19 protein-coding genes are annotated in these 20,984 nt (G+C 52.5%); 16 read left to right on the forward strand and 3 right to left on the reverse strand.

Going from position 1 to position 20,984, the window contains the following annotated elements; translation table 11 throughout:
- Positions 1-786 (forward strand): nucleotidyltransferase domain-containing protein, encoded by a 786-nt coding sequence (locus E5336_RS08865; protein WP_135980763.1) that lies wholly within the window; start codon positions 1-3, stop codon positions 784-786.
- A 65-nt stretch (positions 787-851) separates the two neighbouring features.
- On the opposite strand, the gene E5336_RS08870 is transcribed toward E5336_RS08865, so the two are convergent.
- A complete protein-coding gene (locus tag E5336_RS08870; RefSeq protein ID WP_135980764.1) occupies positions 852-2,069 on the reverse strand; it encodes a mechanosensitive ion channel in 1,218 nt (405 codons plus the stop codon).
- Positions 2,070-2,309: 240 nt separating this feature from the next.
- On the opposite strand from E5336_RS08870, the gene E5336_RS08875 reads away from it, so the two are divergent.
- Positions 2,310-3,659: a hypothetical protein gene (locus E5336_RS08875; protein ID WP_135980765.1), complete on the forward strand. Its 1,350-nt coding sequence runs from the start codon at positions 2,310-2,312 to the stop codon at positions 3,657-3,659.
- A 72-nt stretch (positions 3,660-3,731) separates the two neighbouring features.
- Entirely contained in the window at positions 3,732-4,256 is a 525-nt protein-coding gene (locus E5336_RS08880; RefSeq protein WP_135980766.1) for a hypothetical protein, read from the forward strand.
- A gap of 185 nt (positions 4,257-4,441) precedes the next feature.
- Here E5336_RS08880 and E5336_RS08885 read toward each other — a convergent pair whose 3' ends face one another.
- Positions 4,442-4,792 (reverse strand): hypothetical protein, encoded by a 351-nt coding sequence (locus tag E5336_RS08885; protein ID WP_135980767.1) that lies wholly within the window; start codon positions 4,790-4,792, stop codon positions 4,442-4,444.
- Positions 4,793-5,009: 217 nt separating this feature from the next.
- Positions 5,010-5,108, reverse strand: a complete 99-nt coding sequence (locus tag E5336_RS12735) for a DUF3800 domain-containing protein (RefSeq protein ID WP_353885359.1) — start codon at positions 5,106-5,108, stop codon at positions 5,010-5,012.
- A 439-nt stretch (positions 5,109-5,547) separates the two neighbouring features.
- On the opposite strand from E5336_RS12735, the gene E5336_RS08890 reads away from it, so the two are divergent.
- The 13 genes from E5336_RS08890 (at position 5,548) to E5336_RS08950 (ending at position 20,933) form a co-directional block, all read left to right on the forward strand.
- Complete coding sequence (locus E5336_RS08890) at positions 5,548-6,096, forward strand: helix-turn-helix domain-containing protein (protein WP_135980768.1); 549 nt, start codon at positions 5,548-5,550, stop codon at positions 6,094-6,096.
- A 12-nt stretch (positions 6,097-6,108) separates the two neighbouring features.
- Entirely contained in the window at positions 6,109-6,996 is an 888-nt protein-coding gene (locus E5336_RS08895) for an MBL fold metallo-hydrolase (RefSeq protein WP_135980769.1), read from the forward strand.
- A gap of 54 nt (positions 6,997-7,050) precedes the next feature.
- Positions 7,051-8,793 carry an ABC transporter ATP-binding protein gene (locus E5336_RS08900; protein WP_135980770.1) on the forward strand — a complete coding sequence of 581 codons (1,743 nt, stop codon included), beginning with the start codon at positions 7,051-7,053 and terminating at the stop codon, positions 8,791-8,793.
- A gap of 79 nt (positions 8,794-8,872) precedes the next feature.
- Complete coding sequence (gene recQ, locus E5336_RS08905; RefSeq protein ID WP_135980771.1) at positions 8,873-10,651, forward strand: DNA helicase RecQ; 1,779 nt, start codon at positions 8,873-8,875, stop codon at positions 10,649-10,651.
- A 175-nt stretch (positions 10,652-10,826) separates the two neighbouring features.
- Positions 10,827-11,453, forward strand: coding sequence for an ECF transporter S component (locus E5336_RS08910; RefSeq protein WP_135980772.1), 627 nt, complete (start codon positions 10,827-10,829; stop codon positions 11,451-11,453).
- Between the two features lie 131 nt (positions 11,454-11,584).
- Positions 11,585-12,466: a substrate-binding domain-containing protein gene (locus E5336_RS08915; protein ID WP_135980773.1), complete on the forward strand. Its 882-nt coding sequence runs from the start codon at positions 11,585-11,587 to the stop codon at positions 12,464-12,466.
- Complete coding sequence (gene pstC / locus E5336_RS08920) at positions 12,463-13,314, forward strand: phosphate ABC transporter permease subunit PstC (protein WP_135980774.1); 852 nt, start codon at positions 12,463-12,465, stop codon at positions 13,312-13,314. Before E5336_RS08915 ends, pstC begins: the two co-directional genes overlap by 4 nt.
- 23 nt (positions 13,315-13,337) lie before the next feature.
- Positions 13,338-14,189, forward strand: coding sequence for a phosphate ABC transporter permease PstA (gene pstA / locus E5336_RS08925; RefSeq protein ID WP_135980775.1), 852 nt, complete (start codon positions 13,338-13,340; stop codon positions 14,187-14,189).
- Positions 14,182-14,928 carry a phosphate ABC transporter ATP-binding protein PstB gene (gene pstB / locus E5336_RS08930; RefSeq protein ID WP_135980776.1) on the forward strand — a complete coding sequence of 249 codons (747 nt, stop codon included), beginning with the start codon at positions 14,182-14,184 and terminating at the stop codon, positions 14,926-14,928. The genes pstA and pstB overlap by 8 nt, the downstream gene beginning before the upstream one ends.
- A complete protein-coding gene (locus tag E5336_RS08935) occupies positions 14,928-15,542 on the forward strand; it encodes a phosphate signaling complex PhoU family protein (protein WP_168353621.1) in 615 nt (204 codons plus the stop codon). Before pstB ends, E5336_RS08935 begins: the two co-directional genes overlap by 1 nt.
- Positions 15,543-15,682: 140 nt before the next feature.
- Positions 15,683-17,383 carry a phosphoenolpyruvate--protein phosphotransferase gene (gene ptsP / locus E5336_RS08940; RefSeq protein WP_135980778.1) on the forward strand — a complete coding sequence of 567 codons (1,701 nt, stop codon included), beginning with the start codon at positions 15,683-15,685 and terminating at the stop codon, positions 17,381-17,383.
- 57 nt (positions 17,384-17,440) lie between these two features.
- Complete coding sequence (locus tag E5336_RS08945; RefSeq protein WP_135980779.1) at positions 17,441-19,183, forward strand: ABC transporter ATP-binding protein; 1,743 nt, start codon at positions 17,441-17,443, stop codon at positions 19,181-19,183.
- A complete protein-coding gene (locus tag E5336_RS08950) occupies positions 19,161-20,933 on the forward strand; it encodes an ABC transporter ATP-binding protein (RefSeq protein ID WP_135980780.1) in 1,773 nt (590 codons plus the stop codon). The genes E5336_RS08945 and E5336_RS08950 overlap by 23 nt, the downstream gene beginning before the upstream one ends.
- Positions 20,934-20,984 lie beyond the last annotated feature (51 nt).

The following is a 20,984-nucleotide window of genomic DNA, read 5'->3' on the forward strand; positions in this document are numbered from 1 at the left end:
ATGAAGGAAAAGGAAGCGTTTTCGGAACTTGTCGACCGGTTTCGCGCGTGTGAAAGCGTGGAAGCCATCGGGCTTGGCGGCTCGAGAGCGACCGGAAAGGCGGACGCGGGCTCCGACTACGATCTTTACGTCTACGTTCGCGCCGATATCCCGATCGCGCAGCGTGAAGTGATCTTCGCCGGTTTGTTCCAGATCATGGAATACGACAACACGTTTTGGGAACGGGAGGACGACGGCGTTTTCACGGACGGGACGCCCATCGACATTTTGTACCGGCGTATCGACGACCTCGATCAGAGCGTGCGGCACGTCGTGATCGACCACCAGGCGCAAAACGCCTACACCACGTGTTTGTGGAACAACCTTCTCAACACGAAGATCTTGTTCGACCGCCATGGACGACTTGCCGCTCTGCAAAAAAAATACACGGTGCCATATCCTGCCGAATTGAAGGAAAACATCGTTCGCCGGCAAAAGGCGCTGTTGTTTGACGGACTGCCTAACTACGCCGGCCAGATTAAAAAGGTGATTGCGCGCCGTGACACGCCCGCGATAAATCACCGGGCGGCCGCGTTCGTGGAGTCGTACTTCGACTTGCTGTTTGGACTCAATGGAACGACGCATCCCGGAGAGAAGCGGATGCTGCGCGAAGCCAAAAAGCTGCCAGTCGTCCCGGAGGCGTTCGAAACCGACATCGAGTCGTTGTTTGCGGACTTGTTCGTCGATTTTGACGCGGCCATCCACGATCTCGAGCGGATCGAGCGGCGGCTGAAAGCGATTTTGTAAAAGAAAAGGACGGCCGCGACGGATCGTCCTTTTTCGATGGTAAAAAGATAGGAAATCAAGAAGATTTATTTGTCTTCGTCGATTTTTTTCGGAGCCTCTTCGATATCCAGTTTTTTCTGGAAGTGGCTCAAAACGTTTTTCGCGAAGTCGCGGCCACCGACGCCAAACGAGATCGCGAAGGCGATGCCGAGGGCGAGAATGGCGATGACAAACGCGCTGTCAACCAGTTCCTTGGCGATGCCGAGTTCATTCAAAATCATGAACGCGCCAATCGTGTAAATCAGGTACTGAACCAAAATCGCCAGCGAAGGATGTTCGTTGTTTCGAAGCGCTTTCGAGCAAATGCCCGCGATAAAGACGCAAGCGATCAAAATCAGGAAGGCGCTTAATGCGTATGGCATGTAGTCGATGACAGCCAGGCCGATGCTTGTCAGGATACCAAGATGCAGGGCGCTAAAGCTTTCAACGACAAAGAAGATAACCAAAATGACTTCGACTGTTTTTCCTGTAACTTTCGAAAGGATGAAGTTTTTATTTTTGGAACCCATCAGGTTCTCGACTTTGGCATCCAGTCCGGACGCCTCGATTAGACGGGCCACGATGTTGCCAATAAACTTCGACAAAATCCAGCCAATGACGATAATGACAAGGGCCGCGAAAATGTTCGGAATGTAGTTGAAGATAATGCTCAGCATCGCGATGGCCGGATCGGTAATCGCGCGGATGTTCAGCACATACAACGCCGCGATAATGATCGGGATCAAAATGAGAACATAGACGATGTACGCGATCGTGTTGGACAGTTTGCCTTGGTCGTCCACCTGGATACCGGCAAGATTTTGGAGCTTGTTGATTTCCAGCTTATTTAAAACCGGGATCAAAAGTTCGCGGACGAGTTTGGCGATATAGAAGCCAACCCACAATACGATGACGGAACCAATGATGTTTGGAACATAAACCCATACGTTATTGAGCATGTTCAAAATCGGCGCTGAAACCTGCGTCATGCCCAGCGTTTCAAAAATACCAGGAACAAAGAGCAGGAACACGATTAGCTGCGCGAGTTTGGCAATCAGCTCAATCGCTTTCGCCCCCTGATTGCCTTCGCCTTCTGGCGACTTGGCCTGGGCGAGTTTCGTTTTCGACAGCAGCTTCACGATAATCGACTTCACGATCGCCGCCACGATAAAGGCGACGATCAAAAGGATGACAGCTTTGACAGCTGCGCCCAAATCTGTTTCAAAGAAATGGGATACATCGGAATAAGCGTTAATTTTTAGCATATTATTTACCTCATGTTCGGTTTTCAAAGAGCGCTCTGACGAATTGTCTTCGTGTTGTTCACATAGACCTTAAGGTTGATTTTACATTAGCATGATATTTGCGGTTTTTTCAATTTTGATGCAATGCGGAATGATTGTGGGAGACAAACTTTTAAATTTCAAAACATTTTGGTATAGCCGGCCATAAGTAGCAAGCTAGAAAAAGCGGGCGATTCCCGTTAAAATAAAACCATGAAACTTATGCAGTCAATTTCTCTTCACCAAATCACGAACTGGCGGCGGGCCATCGCCGTGTTCGGGATTCTCGTTCTTTCCGGAACCGGCTTGACGTGTCTTGTTTTGCCGGAGTTCAACGCCGACATTTTTTTGTATGTGTGCGCCGCGATTTGCTCGCTTTCCGCGCTGTTCGTCTGGTATCAGGCATTCGTGAAAAAAAGGGGATTCGTTTTTTTGGAAGCGGCCTTGATCACGGCGTTCACGGTTTTTTTATGGATCCACCGCCAGTCGGGGGAAGTCGTCATCGTCGGCGTGTTCGCGGTTTACCTGCTTGTCAACGTGGTGGCGTTTCTCGTGCAAACCGTGTTGGACTTGCAGGACAAAGCGGCCTCCTGGTGGTACGACGCCTTGCGGCTCATCGTCTACGCGCTGCTGTTGTTCGCGACCATTCGCAGCGGCTTGGGCTCGCTGAAATACATTCAATACATTGTCGGCTTGTATTTGATCGTCCAGGCCGGACAGCTTTATTTTGAGATGGTTTCGTTTTCGCATCCTCAGTCGACGCGCTACTACTCGTTTCGACACTGGAGCTCGCTGCCCGTCGCGCTGGTCGCCGTCTTGCCGTTTTTCGTGCTGGAAGTCATCACGCACGCCCAGCTTCAAATCAAACCGGAACGGAAGGCGGAACGAAAAAACGAGGAGCCGGTCGATTTGCGCGTCTTTGTCCATACAGGCCTGTCGGGCGTTCATGTGTTCGGCCACATGACGATTGCCTACGAAGGTATGACGTATTCATACGGCAACTACGATACCGCCAACGAAAAGCTGTTTCGCTCGATTGGACCGGGCATCTTGTTTTTGTGTCCAGATCGCGACTACATCAACAACACGTGTCTGTACGAGGGGGTGACGATGTTCGAATATGGCTTGACGCTGACCGAAGCTCAAAAAAAAGAGCTACACGCGCTGATGGATGAAATCCACGAGCAGACATACCATTGGCAATCGCCTTACGAGCAAGCGCTCCAAGCCGATCCCGACACGTCGTTTTCCGCCTATGAAAACGACTACGCCAGCCGGTTGTGGTACCGGACCGGGAGCCAGTTTTACAAGTTCAAAAGCGGGGAATGGAAGACGTATTGGATCCTTGGCACGAATTGCTCGCTTTTCGCCGCCGACTTGCTCAATCGAATCGACCCGGCGATTCATGGCAGCAAAGGCATTGTGACGCCCGGCGAGTTTTGGGAATATTTCGAGGAAGCGTTCGCGGATCCCAAAAGCAATGTCATCTACAAGGCGTGGCATTCGAGCAGCGATCCTTCCACCTTGTACGACTTGGGCGACGAAAATCCGGTCCGGGACGCGGATTCCTGATTTGAGAATCACTTCATTGGTGTTTCCCGGTTGAGTGCACTACAATAAAAACAACGATGGAGGTAGGAGCATATGGATTACGAACAATACAAAGACGATAAAAAAGAAGTAAGAGCCGACGAAAAAGCGGCGATCGACGCAGCGCGCGAACAACGCAAAGACGGCAAGGAAGCCGAACGCGACGAAATCAAAGCGGCACGCGATGAACGAGACGCGGAAGTCGATCTCGCAAAAGAAGACGTTAAAACGGCGCGCGAAGCCAAACGTGAAATCGCGAAAGAGGATCGCGAAGAAATCCGTCAAGTCCGCAAGGATACGCGCGGGGAAGACCGGGAAACGCGCCGCGAGGAAATCGACGCCGCCAAGGCCGAGAAAAAAGCGGAAGTCGACTTGGCTAAAGACGGCATTAAAGTCGCCAAAGACGCCGAGCGTGAAATCCGCAAGGAAGGACGCGAGGATCTGCACGATATGAAGGAAGCCGCTCGCGAAGGATACGAAGAAGTCAAGGAAAATGTCCGCGACGAAATCAAATCCGCACGCGAAGCAGCTGAGGAAAAAATCAAGGATCTCAAAGACGAATTCAAAAAAGACGAATAAATCTTTATGAAAACGACCAGACGGACGTGCGCCGTCTGGCTTTTTTTCGTTCGATGCAAAGGTGTGAATTGCTGAATGGACTGCCCTTGTTATGTTTGACAAAGACGCGTTTGTTTTATCGTCTTGAATTTACGCTTTAAAAGTTTTTTCTGGCCTGAAGACGATTGAAATTTATATGTATTGATTTATATCTTTTTTGATTTGACGACTCTGAAGTAATTTTTCTTGAAATCTCTATTTGACTTGAAGAATCTTTTTTCTGAATTTGACATTTTGTTTTGCTCGATTTTTCGGGCAATGAGTTCAAAAGTGTATACTACATCGGCAGCTTGAAATAATTTATAGTTTTCAGGAGATACTTTTTCTTTAAATTTTATTGTTTTATCTGGAAAAACTGTACTGAAAACAGAGCATAATATTTTTGTTACTTGGGACTGCCCTCTGTCGTAATAAATGATTAAATTGTCAAATTCATTTAGGTAATTTTTATTTCTGCAAAGTGAGGAAGTTAAAGATTTGGATAGTTGAGAAATCATATCAAGTTCATTCGTGTAGTTTTTTTTCTCAAACTCTATAATGGAATAATGAATTTTCAATTTTTTTAAAAAGAAATAAAATTGGTTTAATAGCTGGATTCTTTGGCCAATATGTAAATGTTTATATTCTTTTTCTCGGCGGAAGACAATGGTTAGGAAAACCGAAGTTCCGTAAATCGAAATTGAGTCGTTCTACAGGGGAAGAAATATCAATATTTTAATTGTGATAAATCAAGGCTATTAGGTAATAAGGAGAACAAGGGTCATATTTACCAAAATCACCTGATTCATCAACAAAGATGCTAAGTTCTTTCATTCTCTTTCCTTTCTTAAATTAAAAATAGCGGAGAACCTCTCCGCCATCTGGTGGGACCTAGACCTTTCGGACAGCCCGAATGGTATTTCTACCTGTGTTTTTAATGTATCATGTAGTGATAATAATATCAAATCAATGGAGATATAAGAAAAAACGCCTTTCGACGAATATTTTTGATCGTTGTGCTTGTTTCAGTTGTTAAAATAATAATTGATTAGCAATTCTGTTCTCTTCGATTTAAAGATTTCAAATCGCAAAAAGGAAACGCGAACAATCATTGGAAGCTACACGCCCCCCCAGGTATCTGAAATAAGCGCATGAGATGGAGAAGAGGGTACATGACGACTGGTTTGGATATTCACGAACTGGTTTTTTCTTTTCTCTTCTTTTTATTCAAAATATATAATAATATAGAATATAGATAAGAAAGGATATAATCATGAGTAAGAAACCGGATTTTATTGGCACACGGGTACGTCAAATTCGTCGAAGCAAGGGCTGGACGCTGGACACCGCCTTCCGTCAATGCGGTGTCAGCGCCGTGATGCTTGGAAAAATCGAACGTGGCGAGGCGTCGCCCACGATCCAGACGCTTTGGAAGCTGGCGACCGGATTTCGCGTGCCCCTCACGACACTCATCGAGCCCGAACCGCGCGCCATCGAACTGGCCACGCCGGACCAAACAAACGCCATCGAGGAGGAGGCAGGCGCCATGATGGCGTGTCCGTTGTTCGCCTATGATCCAATCCAAAACTACGAGATGTTTTGGATCCGGTTCGCGCCCGGATGCCGGCATGCATCGTCCGCCCACGACCAGGGCGTCGTCGAGCTTGTCAGCGTCATCGCCGGCACGCTTCAAATCGAGCTGCCGGAGCGAACCGTCATCGTGCACCCCGGCGAGGCGGCGCGCTTTTCGGCCGATGTCGAGCATACGTACGAAAACATCGGCGACACGGATTGCGAAGTGTACGATCAAATTTTTTATTAGGAGGAAGGGAATATGGAAATCAAACAACTGGGGGCGAACACGTTTTACGTGCCGGGCCCGACCAACATCGGCTTGTGGAGGCAAAACGAAACCGACGTGTACTTGATTGACGCCGGTAACGACAAGGACGCGGGACGCAAACTCAAAAAGCTGCTCGACGCCCACGGGTGGACGTTGAAAGGCATTTTATGCACCCACTCGAACGCGGACCACATTGGAGGCAACGCCTATTTGCAGCGGCAGTATGGATGCCCCGTGTTTTCGGCGGGGATGGAAAAAGCGTTCATTTCGCATCCGGTGCTCGAGCCTTCGCTGCTCTATGGCGGGTTTCCGTGCAAGGCGCTACGTCACAAATTTTTGATGGCCAAGCCAAGCGATGTCGTCGACGTGTCGAATCCGGGCTTTCCAAAGGAAATCGAGATCATCGCGCTCCCGGGCCACTTTCTGGATATGATCGGGTTTCGAACGCCCGACGATGTCCTGTTCGTTGCCGACTGCCTGTCCAGCGAGGAAACCTTGTCCAAATACAAAGTCGGCTTTATTTACGACGTGAAAGCGTACAAGGAAACGCTGGAACAGCTAAAAACGGTCAAGGCGAAGTGGTTCGTTCCAAGCCACGCCGCCCCGGCCGCCGATTTGCGGTCTTTGATTCAATGTAATTTAGACGTCGTACAGGAAATCGAAACGACGCTTTTGGACATCCTTTCCGACTGGACTGGCTTTGACGAAGCGCTAAGGCGCCTGTTCGACACCTATGGTCTAGTCATGAGCATCGAACAATACGCGTTGGTCGGCAGCACGATCCGCTCTTATTTGGCGTATTTCGCCGACGAGGGAAAGGCGGTTTACCGCTTTTCAAAAAACCGGATGGAATGGAAACGCCACGAAGGCGCGCGATGAAATCCGCCTTGCAAAAGCTTGCCTTTTTTTGGATAATGGTTCACGAGGTGAATTATGAAAACCATTCGTCATTTTATTTCGTATTATCGACCTTATAAAGTCGTTTTTTCCATCGACTTGCTGTGCGCGCTAACCATCTCGATCATCGACATCGTGTTTCCGCTGATTTTGGATTACTGCTCGACGACGCTGTTCGCGCAGGACGCCACCCACATTTTGCGACTGGTGGGATTTGTCGCGCTCGGTCTGGTTTTGCTGTATGGATTGCGCAGCGTGTGCCGCTACTATGTGTCGGCCCAGGGCCATATCATGGGCGCGCGCATGGAAAGCGACATGCGCCGGGATTTGTTCGAACAATACCAGCGACTGTCGTTTTCTTACTATGACCGGCACAATACCGGCATCATGATGTCGCGCGTGACGAGCGATTTGTTCGACATTAGCGAGTTCGCCCATCATGGACCGGAAAACTTGTTTATTTCCCTGGTCAAAGTCGTTGGCAGCTTTCTTATTTTGTTTTTTATCAACTGGAAGCTTGGACTCGCCTTGCTGGCGGTCACGATCGTCCTCTTCGTTTTCTCGCTTTTTCAAAACAAGAAAATGAAGCGCGTGTTCATGGACAACCGCCGCAAGATCGGAGAGGTGAACGCCTCGCTGCAAGATTCGCTGGCCGGCATCCGCGTCGTGCAGTCGTTTGCCAACGAGGACAAGGAGCGGCGCAAGTTCGAGATGTCCAACGGCCGCTATCTCGACAGCAAAATCGACAACTACCGCATCATGGGCTGGTACTATGGCGGGACAAACTTTTTGCAAGGCCTGCTCTATGTCACGATCATCGTATGCGGAGGGTATTTGATTGCCAAAGGGCAAATGAGCGCCATCGAGCTGGCGACGTTCGCTTTGTACATCAATGTCTTTGTTTCGCCGCTTGAAATTTTGATCGAGTTCACCGAAATGTTCCAAAAGGGATTTTCGGGCTTTAAACGATTCGAGGAAGTCATCGACGAGATTCCCGAAATCACGAACGCGCCGGACGCCAAGCCACTCTCGGATGTCAAAGGCGTCATTGATTTCGAACACGTCGGCTTCTCGTACGAAGACAACGAAACGATTTTGGACGACGTCAACATCCACATCAAAGCGGGACGAAAAGTCGCGCTGGTCGGCCCAAGCGGTGGCGGAAAAACGACGCTTTGCTCGCTGATCCCGCGCTTTTACGACGTCAGTCAGGGCCGCATCCTGATTGATGGCAAAGACATCCGCGCCGTGACGCTCGAGTCGTTGCGCCAGGCGGTCGGCATCGTGCAGCAGGACGTGTATTTGTTTGGGGGAACGATTCGTGAAAACATCGCCTATGGAAAAGACGGCGCAAGCGACGAGGAAATCGTCGCGGCCGCCAAAAAGGCGAACATCCATGACTTCATCCTGTCGCTGCCCGACGGCTACGATTCGTACGTGGGCGAGCGGGGGACCCGCTTGTCGGGCGGGCAAAAGCAGCGCATCGCGATCGCCCGGGTGTTTTTAAAAGATCCGAAAATCCTCGTGCTTGACGAGGCGACGAGCGCGCTGGACAACGAAAGCGAGCGCGTCATTCAAGCGGCGCTGGACGAGCTGGCCAAAGAGCGGACGTGCATTACGATCGCGCACCGGCTGAGCACGATCAAAAACGCCGACGAAATCATCGTCATCGACGACGAAGGCATCAAGGAGCGCGGCAGCCACGACGAGCTCATGGCCGAAAACGGGATTTACGCCAACTATTACCGGCTCCAGTTTCAGGATCGGGAAGAGCGGTAAACGCAGGAGGACGCTCCTGCTTTTTTTTCGCCACGATCTTGCGGTATAATGAAAAAACCGAAATCAAAGAGGAGGCGCTATGAAATACGACGTATTGAAAAAACAGTTTGGCTACGACACGTTTCGACCCGGGCAGGAAGAAATTATCGACGCCATTTTAGCCGGACAGGACACGCTAGCCATTATGCCGACTGGCGCGGGCAAGAGCTTGTGCTATCAAATTCCCGCCCTCATGCTGCCGGGAATCACCCTTGTTGTCTCCCCGCTCATTTCCTTAATGAAAGACCAGGTCCGCTCGCTCAATCAAAACGGGATCCGCGCCGCGTATTTGAACAGCACCCTCACCCCGGGGCAGTACGCCAAAGCGCTCGCTCTGGCGCAGCGCGGCGAATACAAAATCATTTACGTGGCGCCGGAACGACTGGAAAGCGCGTCGTTTTTGCGCTTCGTCGACCAGGCCGACATTTCCATGGTCGCCATCGACGAGGCGCATTGCGTGTCCCAGTGGGGCCAGAACTTTCGCCCAAGCTATTTGCGCATCAAGTCGTTTTTTGAAACTCACAGTAAGCGCTGGCGTTTTTGCGCGTTTACCGCGACCGCGACCGCGCAAGTCGAGCGCGACATGATCGAGCTTTTGGGCATGCGCGATCCGCAAGTCGTCAAAACGGGATACGACCGGAAAAACTTGTTTTTCGCGGTCGAGTACCCGGCCAACTCGTTTTCGCGGCTGCTTGAACTCGTGCGCCAGCGCTCCAGCCAGAGCGGAATCATTTACTGCATCCGCCGCAAAGACGTCGAGATGCTGTGTGAAAAGCTCCAGCAAGCCGGCGTGCCGGCCACGCGCTACCACGCGGGGCTGTCCGATGAGGAGCGCAACGCCAACCAGGAAGACTTTATTTTCGACCGCAAGCCGGTCATGGTCGCGACCAACGCCTTCGGCATGGGAATCGACAAGCCGGATGTACGTTACGTGATTCACTACTCCATGCCTTCGTCGCTGGAAAACTACTATCAGGAAGCGGGCCGGGCGGGCCGGGACGGACAAGCGGCCGAGTGCATTTTGTTTTATCACGCCAAAGACGAGCGGGTGCTCCGGTTCTTTATTGAAAACCAGGATTTTGACGGCGTGGACGAGGCGGAAAAAAAAGAGCGGATCGCCAAGGACTGGCGCCGTTTCGAAGCGATGAAAAACTACGCTTTGTGTCCCGACTGCCTGCGCCACGCCATTCTGGCGTATTTTGGCGAGCCGTCCCCAACCCGGTGCGAGGCTTGTTCCAACTGTTTGCATGAATACGAAACGGTGGAAATATCCGAAAGCGTCCATACGATTTTGGGCGCGATCAAAAGCGTGCGGCAAAAGTTCGGGGCTACGCTTGTGCTTTCGCTTGTCAAAGGGAGCCGTTCGCAAAAAATCGAGCAGTACCATTTGGACCAAAGCGCGTTTTATGGCAACTTGTCGGGCTTTACGATGCGCCAGCTGCAAGACATCTTGCGATTCATGGTGCAGGATGGGCTGGTGGAGACGACCAACGACACGTACCGCCTGCTGAAAATCACGCCCAAAGGCAACGCGTTTTTCAAGCAGCCGGCTTCGCTGACGATGCGTCAGTACAAAAAAGCCGAAGCGGCCCAGGCGGCGGCCGACGACGTGTTCGAAGGATTGCGCGCCATTCGCACGCGGCTGTCCAAAAAATACCGGGTGCCGCCTTACGCGATTTTCAACGACCGCACGTTGCGCGAAATGGCTTCCGCCCGTCCGCAAAACAAAGCCGAAATGCTGGCGATCAGCGGGGTGGGCGAAGTCAAATACAAAAAATTCGGCCGCTACTTTGTCGCTTTTTTCCAAAACGAGTCGTGAAAGCGGTTTCATCCTCGATTTAGCGGGAATGCGCGTTGATTTTTCACTTCGTTTTTTTTATACTGGACGAGGTGGTTGTGAAATCGTGATCAAGTGACACGAAGTTCAAAAAACGACCAGACAAAAGATTTTTTTATTACATCGCATCCATACAGAGCGAGAGTAGGAGGTAAACATGAAAAAATCGAAAAATTTGAAAAAGATGACGTTGTTCGCCATGTTCATCGCCATCGAGATGATGCTTTTGATGACCCCGTTCGGGTACTTGCGCATCGGGCCGATCAGCGCCACGCTCATGCACATTCCTGTGATTTTGGCGGCCGTGTTTCTGGGCACCGGCTATGGTGCGGCGCTGGGCTTGATTTTTGGAATCACGTCGGTCATCAACGCGACGATGCAGCCGGGGATTACGAGTTTCGTATTCTCGCCATTTGTCACGATTGGCGGCATGAGCGGCAACTTCCTGTCCCTGGTGATCGCGATCGTTCCCCGCGTGCTGCTTGGCGTCATTGCCGGCCTCACGTTCCAGCTCTTTTCAAAAAAGCTCAAATGCTCCACAAGCGCCGCGCTGGCGGCCGGCATCGCGACGGCGTGCCATACGGTTTTGGTGCTTGGCATGATCGTGCTTTTCTTTGGCGCCGACTATTCGAGCGCGGTTGGCATCGCCCAAAACGCCCTGATTGGCGTCATGGCCTACACCGTCGCCACGAACGGCTTGTTCGAGCTTGTGCTCGCTTCGCTGGTCGCCCTGGCGCTCACCAAGGCCATTCCGGTGTACTCGATTCATCCTGTCAAAGCGTAAGTCGTGAATTTTCACGGCTTTTTTTTGTGTCCGGATTTAACGCACGTTTAACACAACGCAGGAAAGGGCTTAACGTGGTTGCTGATACAATGAATGCGTGAAAGTGGATAGAAACATTGGAAAGGAACCTTATGAATCAAAGTCTGAAAAAAAGGATTTTCACAATCTTCGTTTTAGGACTGGGAATTTGCACCGGATGCGGCGTGCAGGCGCAGGAAAAGCGCGCGTTCGATCCGGACGCCACGATGCACGCGCTGACGCGAGAGGATGGCTCGGGAACCCGGCAGGCGTTTGCCGATTTGTTTGCATTGCGTGATGAAAAGGGAGTGGACGCCATCCATCCAGGCATCGCGGTCACGAACGCGACCTCGGTCATGATGATGTCGACAGCGGGCGATCCGTACGCGATCGGCTATACGTCGCTTGGCGCCATGAACGACATGGTCAAGCCTGTCGCTATCGACGGGGTGCGCGCGAGCGTGCAGACGGTTGAAGACGGAACGTATCCGATCGCCCGGCCGTTTTATTTGGCCATCAAAGACGATTTGCCGCCCGCCGGCGAGGAATTCGTCGAATTCGTGTTAAGCCGGGAAGGCGAAAACATCATCGCCAAGCAAGGCTATGTCGCGACGGGAACGGATTTGCCGTTTCAAACGAGCCATCCCCAAGGCTCGATCATGGTGACGGGCTCCAGCTCGATCGCGCCCGTCATGGAAAAGCTGAAGGAGCGCTACGCGCAAATCAACCCGAAGGCGGAAATCGTCGTCCAGCAGTCGGATTCCTCAAGTGGATTGAGCGATGTCGCCAACGGAACCGCCGCCATTGGCATGTCGTCCAGAGCGCTGAAGCCTTCGGAATTAAAACGCGGCCTCACGCCAATCGCGTTCGCGAAAGACGGCATTGTCGTCATCGTCAACCCGGCCAATCCGGTTGAATCGCTGACGATGGAACAAGTCCGCTCGGTGTATCGCGATCCGCAACAAACGTGGCGGGCGCTGGAGAACCACAGATGAGCGCCTGGAAGGAAAACGGCGCGAAGAGGATATTTCAAATGGCGGCGGGGATGGCGGTTGTCGCCGTCTTTATGATTTGCGGCTTTCTTTTCGCCAATGGTTTGCCGGCCATTCACGAAATCGGCTGGCTGAACTTTTTGTTCGGCCAGGTGTGGAGGCCAGGCGCGGAACAGTTTGGAATCTTTCCGATGATTGTCGGAACGGGCGTGGTGACGCTGGGTGCGCTAGTCGTCGGCGCGCCAGTCGGGGTGTTGTGTGCCGTGTTTCTTGTGTACTATTGTCCAAAACAGCTGCAAGCCCCGATGAAGGCGATCGTCAATTTAATGGCGGGCATTCCTTCGGTCGTGTATGGCTTTTTCGGCCTCGTTGTTTTGATTCCGCTGTTGCGTCATTGGACGCAAACGAGCGGGATGAGCGTGCTGGCGGCCGCCATCCTGCTTGGAATCATGATTGTTCCCACGATCATTTCCGTGTCGGAAACCGCGTTGCACGCGGTGCCGCAAACCGTGTACGAGGGCGCGCTGGCGCTGGGCGCGACGAAAGATCGCGCGGTGTTTTTCACCGTGCTGCCCGCGGCGGGCAGCGGGATCTTTTGCGCCATTGTGCTTGGCTTGGGTCGGGCTGTTGGCGAAACGATGGCGGTCATGATGGTTGCCGGAAACCAGGCCGTGCTTCCGAATGGATTGCTGGGCGGGGTCCGGACGCTTACGAGCAACATCGCGATGGAGATGGGATACGCCGCGGATTTGCATCGGCAGGCGCTCATTGGCACGGCGGTCGTGTTGTTTGGCATGATTTTGGCGATGAACGCGTTGATGGCGTGGGTAAAAAGGAGGATCGCGTCGTGAAATCGTTGACCGAGGACCATAGGATGGTAAAGAAAATTCAATCAAAAAAAAGAAAAAGGATCTCGTTTGGTCAAATCGTCGTTTGGACCAGCGCGCTGCTGACGGTAGGGATCGCCCTGGCGATTGTAGGAATCATCTTCTGGAAGGGGATTCCTTATTTGACGCCTTCGCTGTTTGCCTGGACGTATACCAGCGACAACGTCTCGCTGATGCCCGCGCTTGTCAACACATTGCTCATGCTCGTGGTTTCGCTGTCGATCGCCTTGCCGGTTGGGGTGGCGGGCTCGGTATATTTGGTGGAGTACGCCGCGCCGGGAAACCGGTTCGTCCACCTTGTCAACTTGATGGTGGACACGCTGGCGGGCATTCCCTCGATCGTCTATGGCTTGTTTGGCGCGCTGTTCTTTGTCCAGTTTTTTGGCATGGGTTTGTCGTTGCTGGCAGGCGCTCTCACTTTGTCGATCATGGTGCTGCCCACGATCATGAAAACGACGCAGGAGGCGCTTCGCGAAGTCCCGGCGTTGTATCGCGAGGGAAGCTATGGCCTGGGGGCCGGCAAGCTGCGGACGATTACGAAAATCGTGCTGCCCGCCGCGCTGCCCGGTATTTTGTCGGGCGCGATTTTGGCGGCCGGCCGGGTGTTCGGCGAGTCGGCGGCGTTGATTTTTACGGCGGGAACGCTGGCCCAGGTGGCGGGAAGCGTCACGGATTCGGCGCGGACGATGGCGGTTCATTTGTACGCGTTGTCGCAGGAAGGTCTTTTTTTGAATGAAACATACGCCAGCGCGGCGGTTTTGATCGTCGTGGTGCTGCTTATGAATGGCTTGGCGTCGTGGCTGGCGAAAAAAGCGGAACGGAGAAGAGAGCATGGATAAAATCAAAGTGGAAGGGCTGAATTTGTTTTATGGAAGCTACCAGGCGCTCAAGTCGATCGACTTGACGATTCGCGCCAGGGAAATCACGGCGCTCATCGGGCCTTCCGGGTGCGGCAAATCGACGCTTCTCAAAAGCATCAACCGGATGAACGACTTGGTGGAAGGCTGCCGGCTGGAGGGCACGATCGAGGTCGACGGGCGCAACATCGCCGATTTGGATGTCAATGGACTGCGCAAGCAAGTGGGAATGGTGTTTCAAAAACCCAATTTGTTTCCGATGAGCATTTATGACAACATCGCGTACGGACCGCGTACGCATGGCGTCAAAAACAAAAAAGAGCTGGATCGTATCGTGGAGCGCTCGCTGCGCCAGGCGGCGATTTGGGACGAAGTCAAAGACAATTTGAAAAAGTCGGCTTTGGCGCTTTCGGGCGGACAGCAGCAGCGCCTTTGCATTGCCAGAGCGCTGGCGATCGAGCCGGATGTGCTTTTGATGGACGAGCCGACAAGCGCGCTGGATCCAATCTCGACGGCCAAAGTCGAGCAGCTGGTGCAGACGCTAAAAAAAGAGTACACGATCGTCATCGTGACGCACAATATGCAGCAGGCGCTGCGGATCGCGGACCGGACGGCGTTTTTCTTGCAAGGCGAGCTGGTGGAATGCGACCAAACGGACGTCATTTTCAATTCGCCAAGCGACGCGCGGACCGAAGACTACATTCGGGGACGGTTTGGTTGATGGTGATGGGGAAGGATCGTCTGGATGGACTGGATGAGCGTGTGGTGGGAATGGGAATCGAAGCAGGAACGATGATGATGGACGTGTTTCGGACGATGAATGGCAGCGCCACGCTCGACTTGCCGGCATTGCGGCGGCGGGATATCCGGCTGCACGACTTGGAGCAGGGTATTGAAAACCGGTGCGTGCAGCTTTTATTGAAGGAAAACTTGTTTGGTAGCGATTTTCGCCAGGTGGCGGGCGCCTTGAAAGTCATTCACGATTTGGAGCGGATCGGGCACCAGTCGCTACATGTCGGCCAGATTTTGGCGCAAAACGAGGATCCGGTTTTGTATTGGCAAACCGGCTTGCACTGGATGGCGCACCATAGCGCCAAAATGGTGCTGGAGGCGATGGTGGCGTTCAAAAACAGGGACGTGCAGCTGGCGCGGCGGATCATCGCTTTGGACGCCGAGGTGGACGCGCGATTCGAGTCGGTGAAACAGGCGTTGACGCGTACGGGACAACTGGCGCCGGATCGGGTCGCCAACGGCGTGCTGATTGCCAAATATCTGGAGCGCATCTCGGATCACGCGGTCGATATTTGCCGGCGCCAGCTCGTTGAGGGCGCGTAAAGAATGCGAAGTCGTTCTTTTTTTTGCGGCTTCGTTTGCGCCAATTCTTCGATTTAAGAATTGTGTGGGTTCGTAAAAAGTGTTAAAATTAGGCTAAATGATAGCGTTTGAAAGCGCTTGATTATAGGAGGAAATAAAGCATGCTAAAAGGGATTGCGGCAAGTGCTGGTGTGAATGTCGCGAAAGCGTACAAGCTGGAAGCACCGGTAGTTGTCATTGAAAAAAAGGCGGGAGAGCCTGTAGAGGAAATTAAAAAATTCGACGATGCCTTGGCGAAAACAGTAAAAGATATTGAAGGCGTCAAGGAGCGCGCGGCGAAGCGGCTGAGCGAAGAGGAACTCGCGGTATTCGATGCGCATTTGATGATGGCAAACGATCCGGAATTCGCCGGACAGATCAAGTCGATGATCGAAAACGAGAAAGTGAACGCGGAATACGCGGCGGACACGGTGGCAAACCAGATGGTCGCGATGTTCGAAGCGATGGATAATGATTATTTCCGGGAAAGAGCGGCGGACATCAAAGACGTGACGTTCCGTTTGAAATGCAACCTGCTCGGTTTGCAGATCCCGGATTTGACGGCGATCGACGAGCCGACGATCATCGTGGCGCACGATTTGACGCCAAGCGACACGGCGCAGCTCAACGAATGGGTCAAAGGGTTCGCGACGGCGATTGGCGGAAAAACATCCCACTCGGCGATCATGGCCAACTCGCTGGAGATTCCGGCCGTGGTTGGATGCTCGGGCGTTCTCGAGGCGGTTCAAACCGGCGACGTGATCGGTCTGGACGCGCTGGATGGTTTTGTGTATGTGAACCCGGATGAGGAAAAAGTGAAAGAGCTGGAGGAAAAAGCGGCTCGTTATGCAGAGGAAAAAGAAGCCCTCAAAGTATTAGTCAACGCGAAGTCCATCACGACGGACGACCACGAAGTGGAACTGGCCGGAAACATCGGTGGTTTCAAAGACGTGGAAGGCGTTTTGAAAAACGGCGGCGAAGGCGTCGGCTTGTTCCGTACGGAATTCCTGTACATGGACAACGACCACTTCCCGACAGAAGAAGAGCAGTTTGAAGCGTACAAGCAAGTGCTCGAAGGCATGGAAGGCAAAAAAGTCGTTGTCCGCACGCTGGATATCGGCGGCGACAAGAAGCTTTCGTACTACACGTTCCCTGAGGAAATGAACCCGTTCCTTGGATACCGGGCCATTCGTCTGTGCCTGAAGGAGCAGGATATTTTCCGTACCCAGCTGCGCGCGCTTTGCCGGGCGTCGGTGTATGGCAAATTGTGTATCATGTTCCCGATGATCGCGACGATCAACGAGTTCAGACAGGCCAAGGCCATTTACGAGGATGTCAAGGCGGAACTGATCGCGGAAGGCGTGCAAGTGGCGGACGATATTCAGGTTGGTATGATGGTTGAAATTCCGGCCGCGGCGGTTTTGGCGGACGAATTCTCGAAATACGCGGATTTCTTCTCGATCGGAACGAACGACTTGATCCAGTACTCGATGGCGGCCGACCGGATGTCGGAAAACGTATCGTACTTGTATCAGCCGTACAACCCTTCGATTTTGCGCTTGATCAACATGACGATCAAAGGCGCGCACAAAAACGGCCGCTGGGTCGGCATGTGCGGCGCGATGGCGGGCGAGCCATACGCGGTACCGATTTTGCTCGGTCTTGGACTGGATGAGTTCTCGATGTCGGCGACGCAAATTTTGAAGGCGCGCAAAGTCGTGACTTCGCTCAGCTACGCGGAAATGCAGAAGCTCGCGGATCATTGCCTGAATCTGGATTCGGCGGAAGAAGTGCTGGATTACGTGAAAAGCGTTGTAGACTAAGAATTTGACTTTGGATTTTAGAGGGACGAGCCGTCCCTCTTTTTTTAGGAGAGAGCGATGAAATTAATTTGGCAATTTACAAGAAAGTACAAGAAGCTGCTGCTCCTTGATTTTGTGTCGGTGTTTGGCTTCGCGTTGGCGGAGCTTGGCATCCCGACTTTGATCGCGCAGATGATCGACCAGGGAATCAACCGGGACGATCCTTCGGTTTTGTACCGCTTTTTTGGGATCGTGGTGTTGATCTCGGTGTTGGGGGTTTGCGGAACGAGCTTGCTGGCGTATTGCTCGACGCGCATTAGCACGAACGTGACGTACGACATTCGCGAGGCGGTGTTCAACCATACGATGCGGTTTTCCCACGCCGAGATGGAGAAATTCGGCGTGGCGAGCATGATTACGCGAACGAACAACGACGCGTATCAAATCATGGTGTTTTTGCAGACGATTTTGCGCAGCGCGATGCTGGCGCCCGTCATGATCGTCGTCAGTTTGCTTCTGGTGACGATGACGTCTTTGCCGCTGGCGACTATCGTGTTCGCGACGATTCCCGTCATTGTGGTTGGGGTCGTGCTGTTCGCGAAGTTTTCGGCCCCGCTGTCGGAAAACCAGCAAAAATCGCTGGACGCGATGAACCGGATCTTGCGGGAAAACCTGTCGGGTATCCGGGTCATTCGCTCGTTCAACAACGAGCCGTTCGAACAAAAGCGGTTTGCCAAGGAAAACGAGTGGTACACTTCGCAGACGACGCGGCTGTTTAAGATGATGTCGTGCACCGATCCTTTGTTTTTCTTTATGATGAATTTGGCGACGATCGCGATCTACTACCTTTCGTCTTTGATGCTTGGAAGAGGAGCGATTGAAATCGGACAAGTCGTGGCGTTTATTGAATACTTGTTCCACGCGATGATGTCGGTTCTTGTTTTTTGTATGGTGTTTATGATGTATCCGCGCGCCAATGTTTCGGCTAAGCGGATCGAGGCCGTGCTGGAAACGAAAAGCACGATCGTTTCCGGGGCGCAACGCATCGGACGCATCGAGGATATCCGACTCGAGCATGTTTCGTTTTCCTATCCCAATGGCGAGGAAAACGTGCTGACGGACATTTCATTTGAAGTGAAGAAAGGCGAAAAGCTGGCGGTCATTGGCAGCACGGGGTCTGGAAAAAGCACGCTGGTGAAGCTGCTGGCCCGTTTCTACGATCCGACCAAAGGCCGGATTTTGGTGAATGGAAAAAACATTCGCGATTTGGACTTGTCCTCGTTGCGCAGCGAGATGGGCTTCGTTTCCCAAAAGCCGCATATGTTTAAGGGCTCGATTCACGACAACATCGCGTTTGGCTTGGAGCAGGCGTCGTTTGAATCCGTCCACGAGGCGGCGACAATCGCGCAGGCGGCGGATTTCATTTTGGAACGCGACGAGCAATACGAGGAGGAAATCGCGGAGGAAGGAACGAACTTGTCTGGCGGCCAGAAGCAGCGGATCTCGATCGCGCGGGCGTTGTTAAAGAAGAGCGGATTGTACATTTACGACGATTCGTTTAGCGCGCTTGATTTTAAGACCGACGCCAAACTGCGGGCGGCGCTGGAGCCGATGCGGCCGGATTCGATTTTTATCGTGGTGGCGCAGCGGGTTTCCACGATTTTGGACGCGGACAAGATTCTCGTTTTGGACGAGGGGCGGATCGTGGGGTATGGATCGCATCCGGACTTGTACGATTCGTGCGCGGTGTATCGCGAAATCGTGTTGTCGCAGCTAAGCGAGAAGGAGGTGCGCGCGTATGCCGAAAAAACTGACCTTTAAACAATGCCTTGTTCACTTGTGGGGCTTTTTAAAAGACCACCGCGTCAAGCTGCTGACGGGGTTGTTTCTCGTTTTGGTCATGCAGGTGATTTACGCCGTCATGCCAAGTATCGAAGGGATGATCACGACTCAGCTTCAGCTGGATGTGACGCAAATGGCCAAAGGCGTGCCGGGGGCGCATATTCAGATGAACGTGATCGTCCGCATTCTTTTGATGTTGCTTGGCGTGTATTTGATTAAAATCACCAGCCAGCTGGTGAGCGCGTTTTTGCTGACGGACTCCATTCAAAAAACGATGGAGGACATTCGCGATGCCATCGAGAAAAAAATCAACCGGCTGCCGGTTTCCTATTTCGACGCGCAGGAAACCGGCGACTTGCTCTCGCGCATCACCAACGACGTGGAAACGGTGTCGAACGCTTTGCAGCAGACGTTGTCGCGCGTCATTGGCGCGGTGTGCACGTTTGTGTTCGTTTCGATCATGATGTGCACGATCAATTTGGTGATGACGCTGATGGTGTACGTGGCGCTGCCGGTCATCGCAATGATTTCGTTTGGCTTCGTGAAAAAAAGCCAGCCGCTTTTCGACACCCAGCAGCAGTCGCTGGCGGATTTGAACGCGACGATCAACGAATTGTATTCGGGTTTCAACGAGATCGTCATTTACGATCAGCAGGAAAAAGCGAAAGACCGGTTTCAAAAAGCGAACGAGGCGATGCGGGAATCGGGCTTTAAGGCGTTGTTTTTGTCCGGCCTGATCGGGCCGACGACTTCGTTGGTGACGTATGTGACCATCGGGTGCGTGGCGCTGTATGGTTGTTTGCAAGTGCTGGCGGGCGTCATCACGTTAGGGCAGCTTCAGGCGTTTATTCGCTATATTTGGAACATCAACGATCCGATCGCCCAGCTTTCGCAGCTGTCCAACCAGGTGCAGTCGGCGTTTTCGGCAATGAACCGGTTGTTCACGTTTTTGGATATGGACGAAGTCATGGACACGCAAGGCGAGCCGTTTCACGAACCGATTCGGACAATCGACTTTGAGCGGGTGCGGTTTGGATATGGTCAGGAGCCGTTGATGCGCGATGTCAACATCCATGTCGAGGCGGGGCAGACGATCGCGATTGTCGGACCGACAGGCGCGGGAAAGACGACGCTGACGAACTTGCTGCTGCGCTTTTACGAGATCGGCGGCGGCGCGATCAAAATCAACGGGCGCGACATTCGAACGATGTCTTATCACGATTTGCGCGACTTGTTTGGGCTCGTCCTTCAAGACGCGTGGCTGTTTGAGGACACGATTGAGCAAAATCTGAAATACGGCCGGCACGAAGCGCTGCGCTGCGAAGTGGTGGAGGGAGCCAAGCAGGCGAATGTCCATCATTACATCCGCACATTGTCCAATGGATACGATTCGCTAATCAACGAATCGGGTTCCAACATTTCCCAAGGGGAAAAACAGCTTCTGACAATCGCCCGCGCGCTTATCAAGGATCCGAAGATCCTCATTTTGGACGAGGCGACAAGCTCGGTAGATACCCGGCTGGAAAAAAGGCTTCAGAGCGCGATGGATGTCGTGATGCGAAACCGGACGAGCTTCGTGATCGCGCACCGGCTGTCCACGATCGTCAACGCTGATTTGATTTTAGTTATGCAGCATGGCGATATCGTGGAAAGCGGCACGCACGAGGCGCTGCTGGAAAAAGGCGGCGAATACGCGAAGCTGTACAACGCGCAATTCGCGCAGGAGTAGACAAAAGAGTCCAAGTGGACTCTTTTTTTGAAAATAAACTTTTTTTGAGAA

Origin of the sequence: Dubosiella muris (assembly GCF_004793885.1) — a bacterium.
GTDB lineage: Bacteria > Bacillota_I > Bacilli_A > Erysipelotrichales > Erysipelotrichaceae > Dubosiella > Dubosiella muris.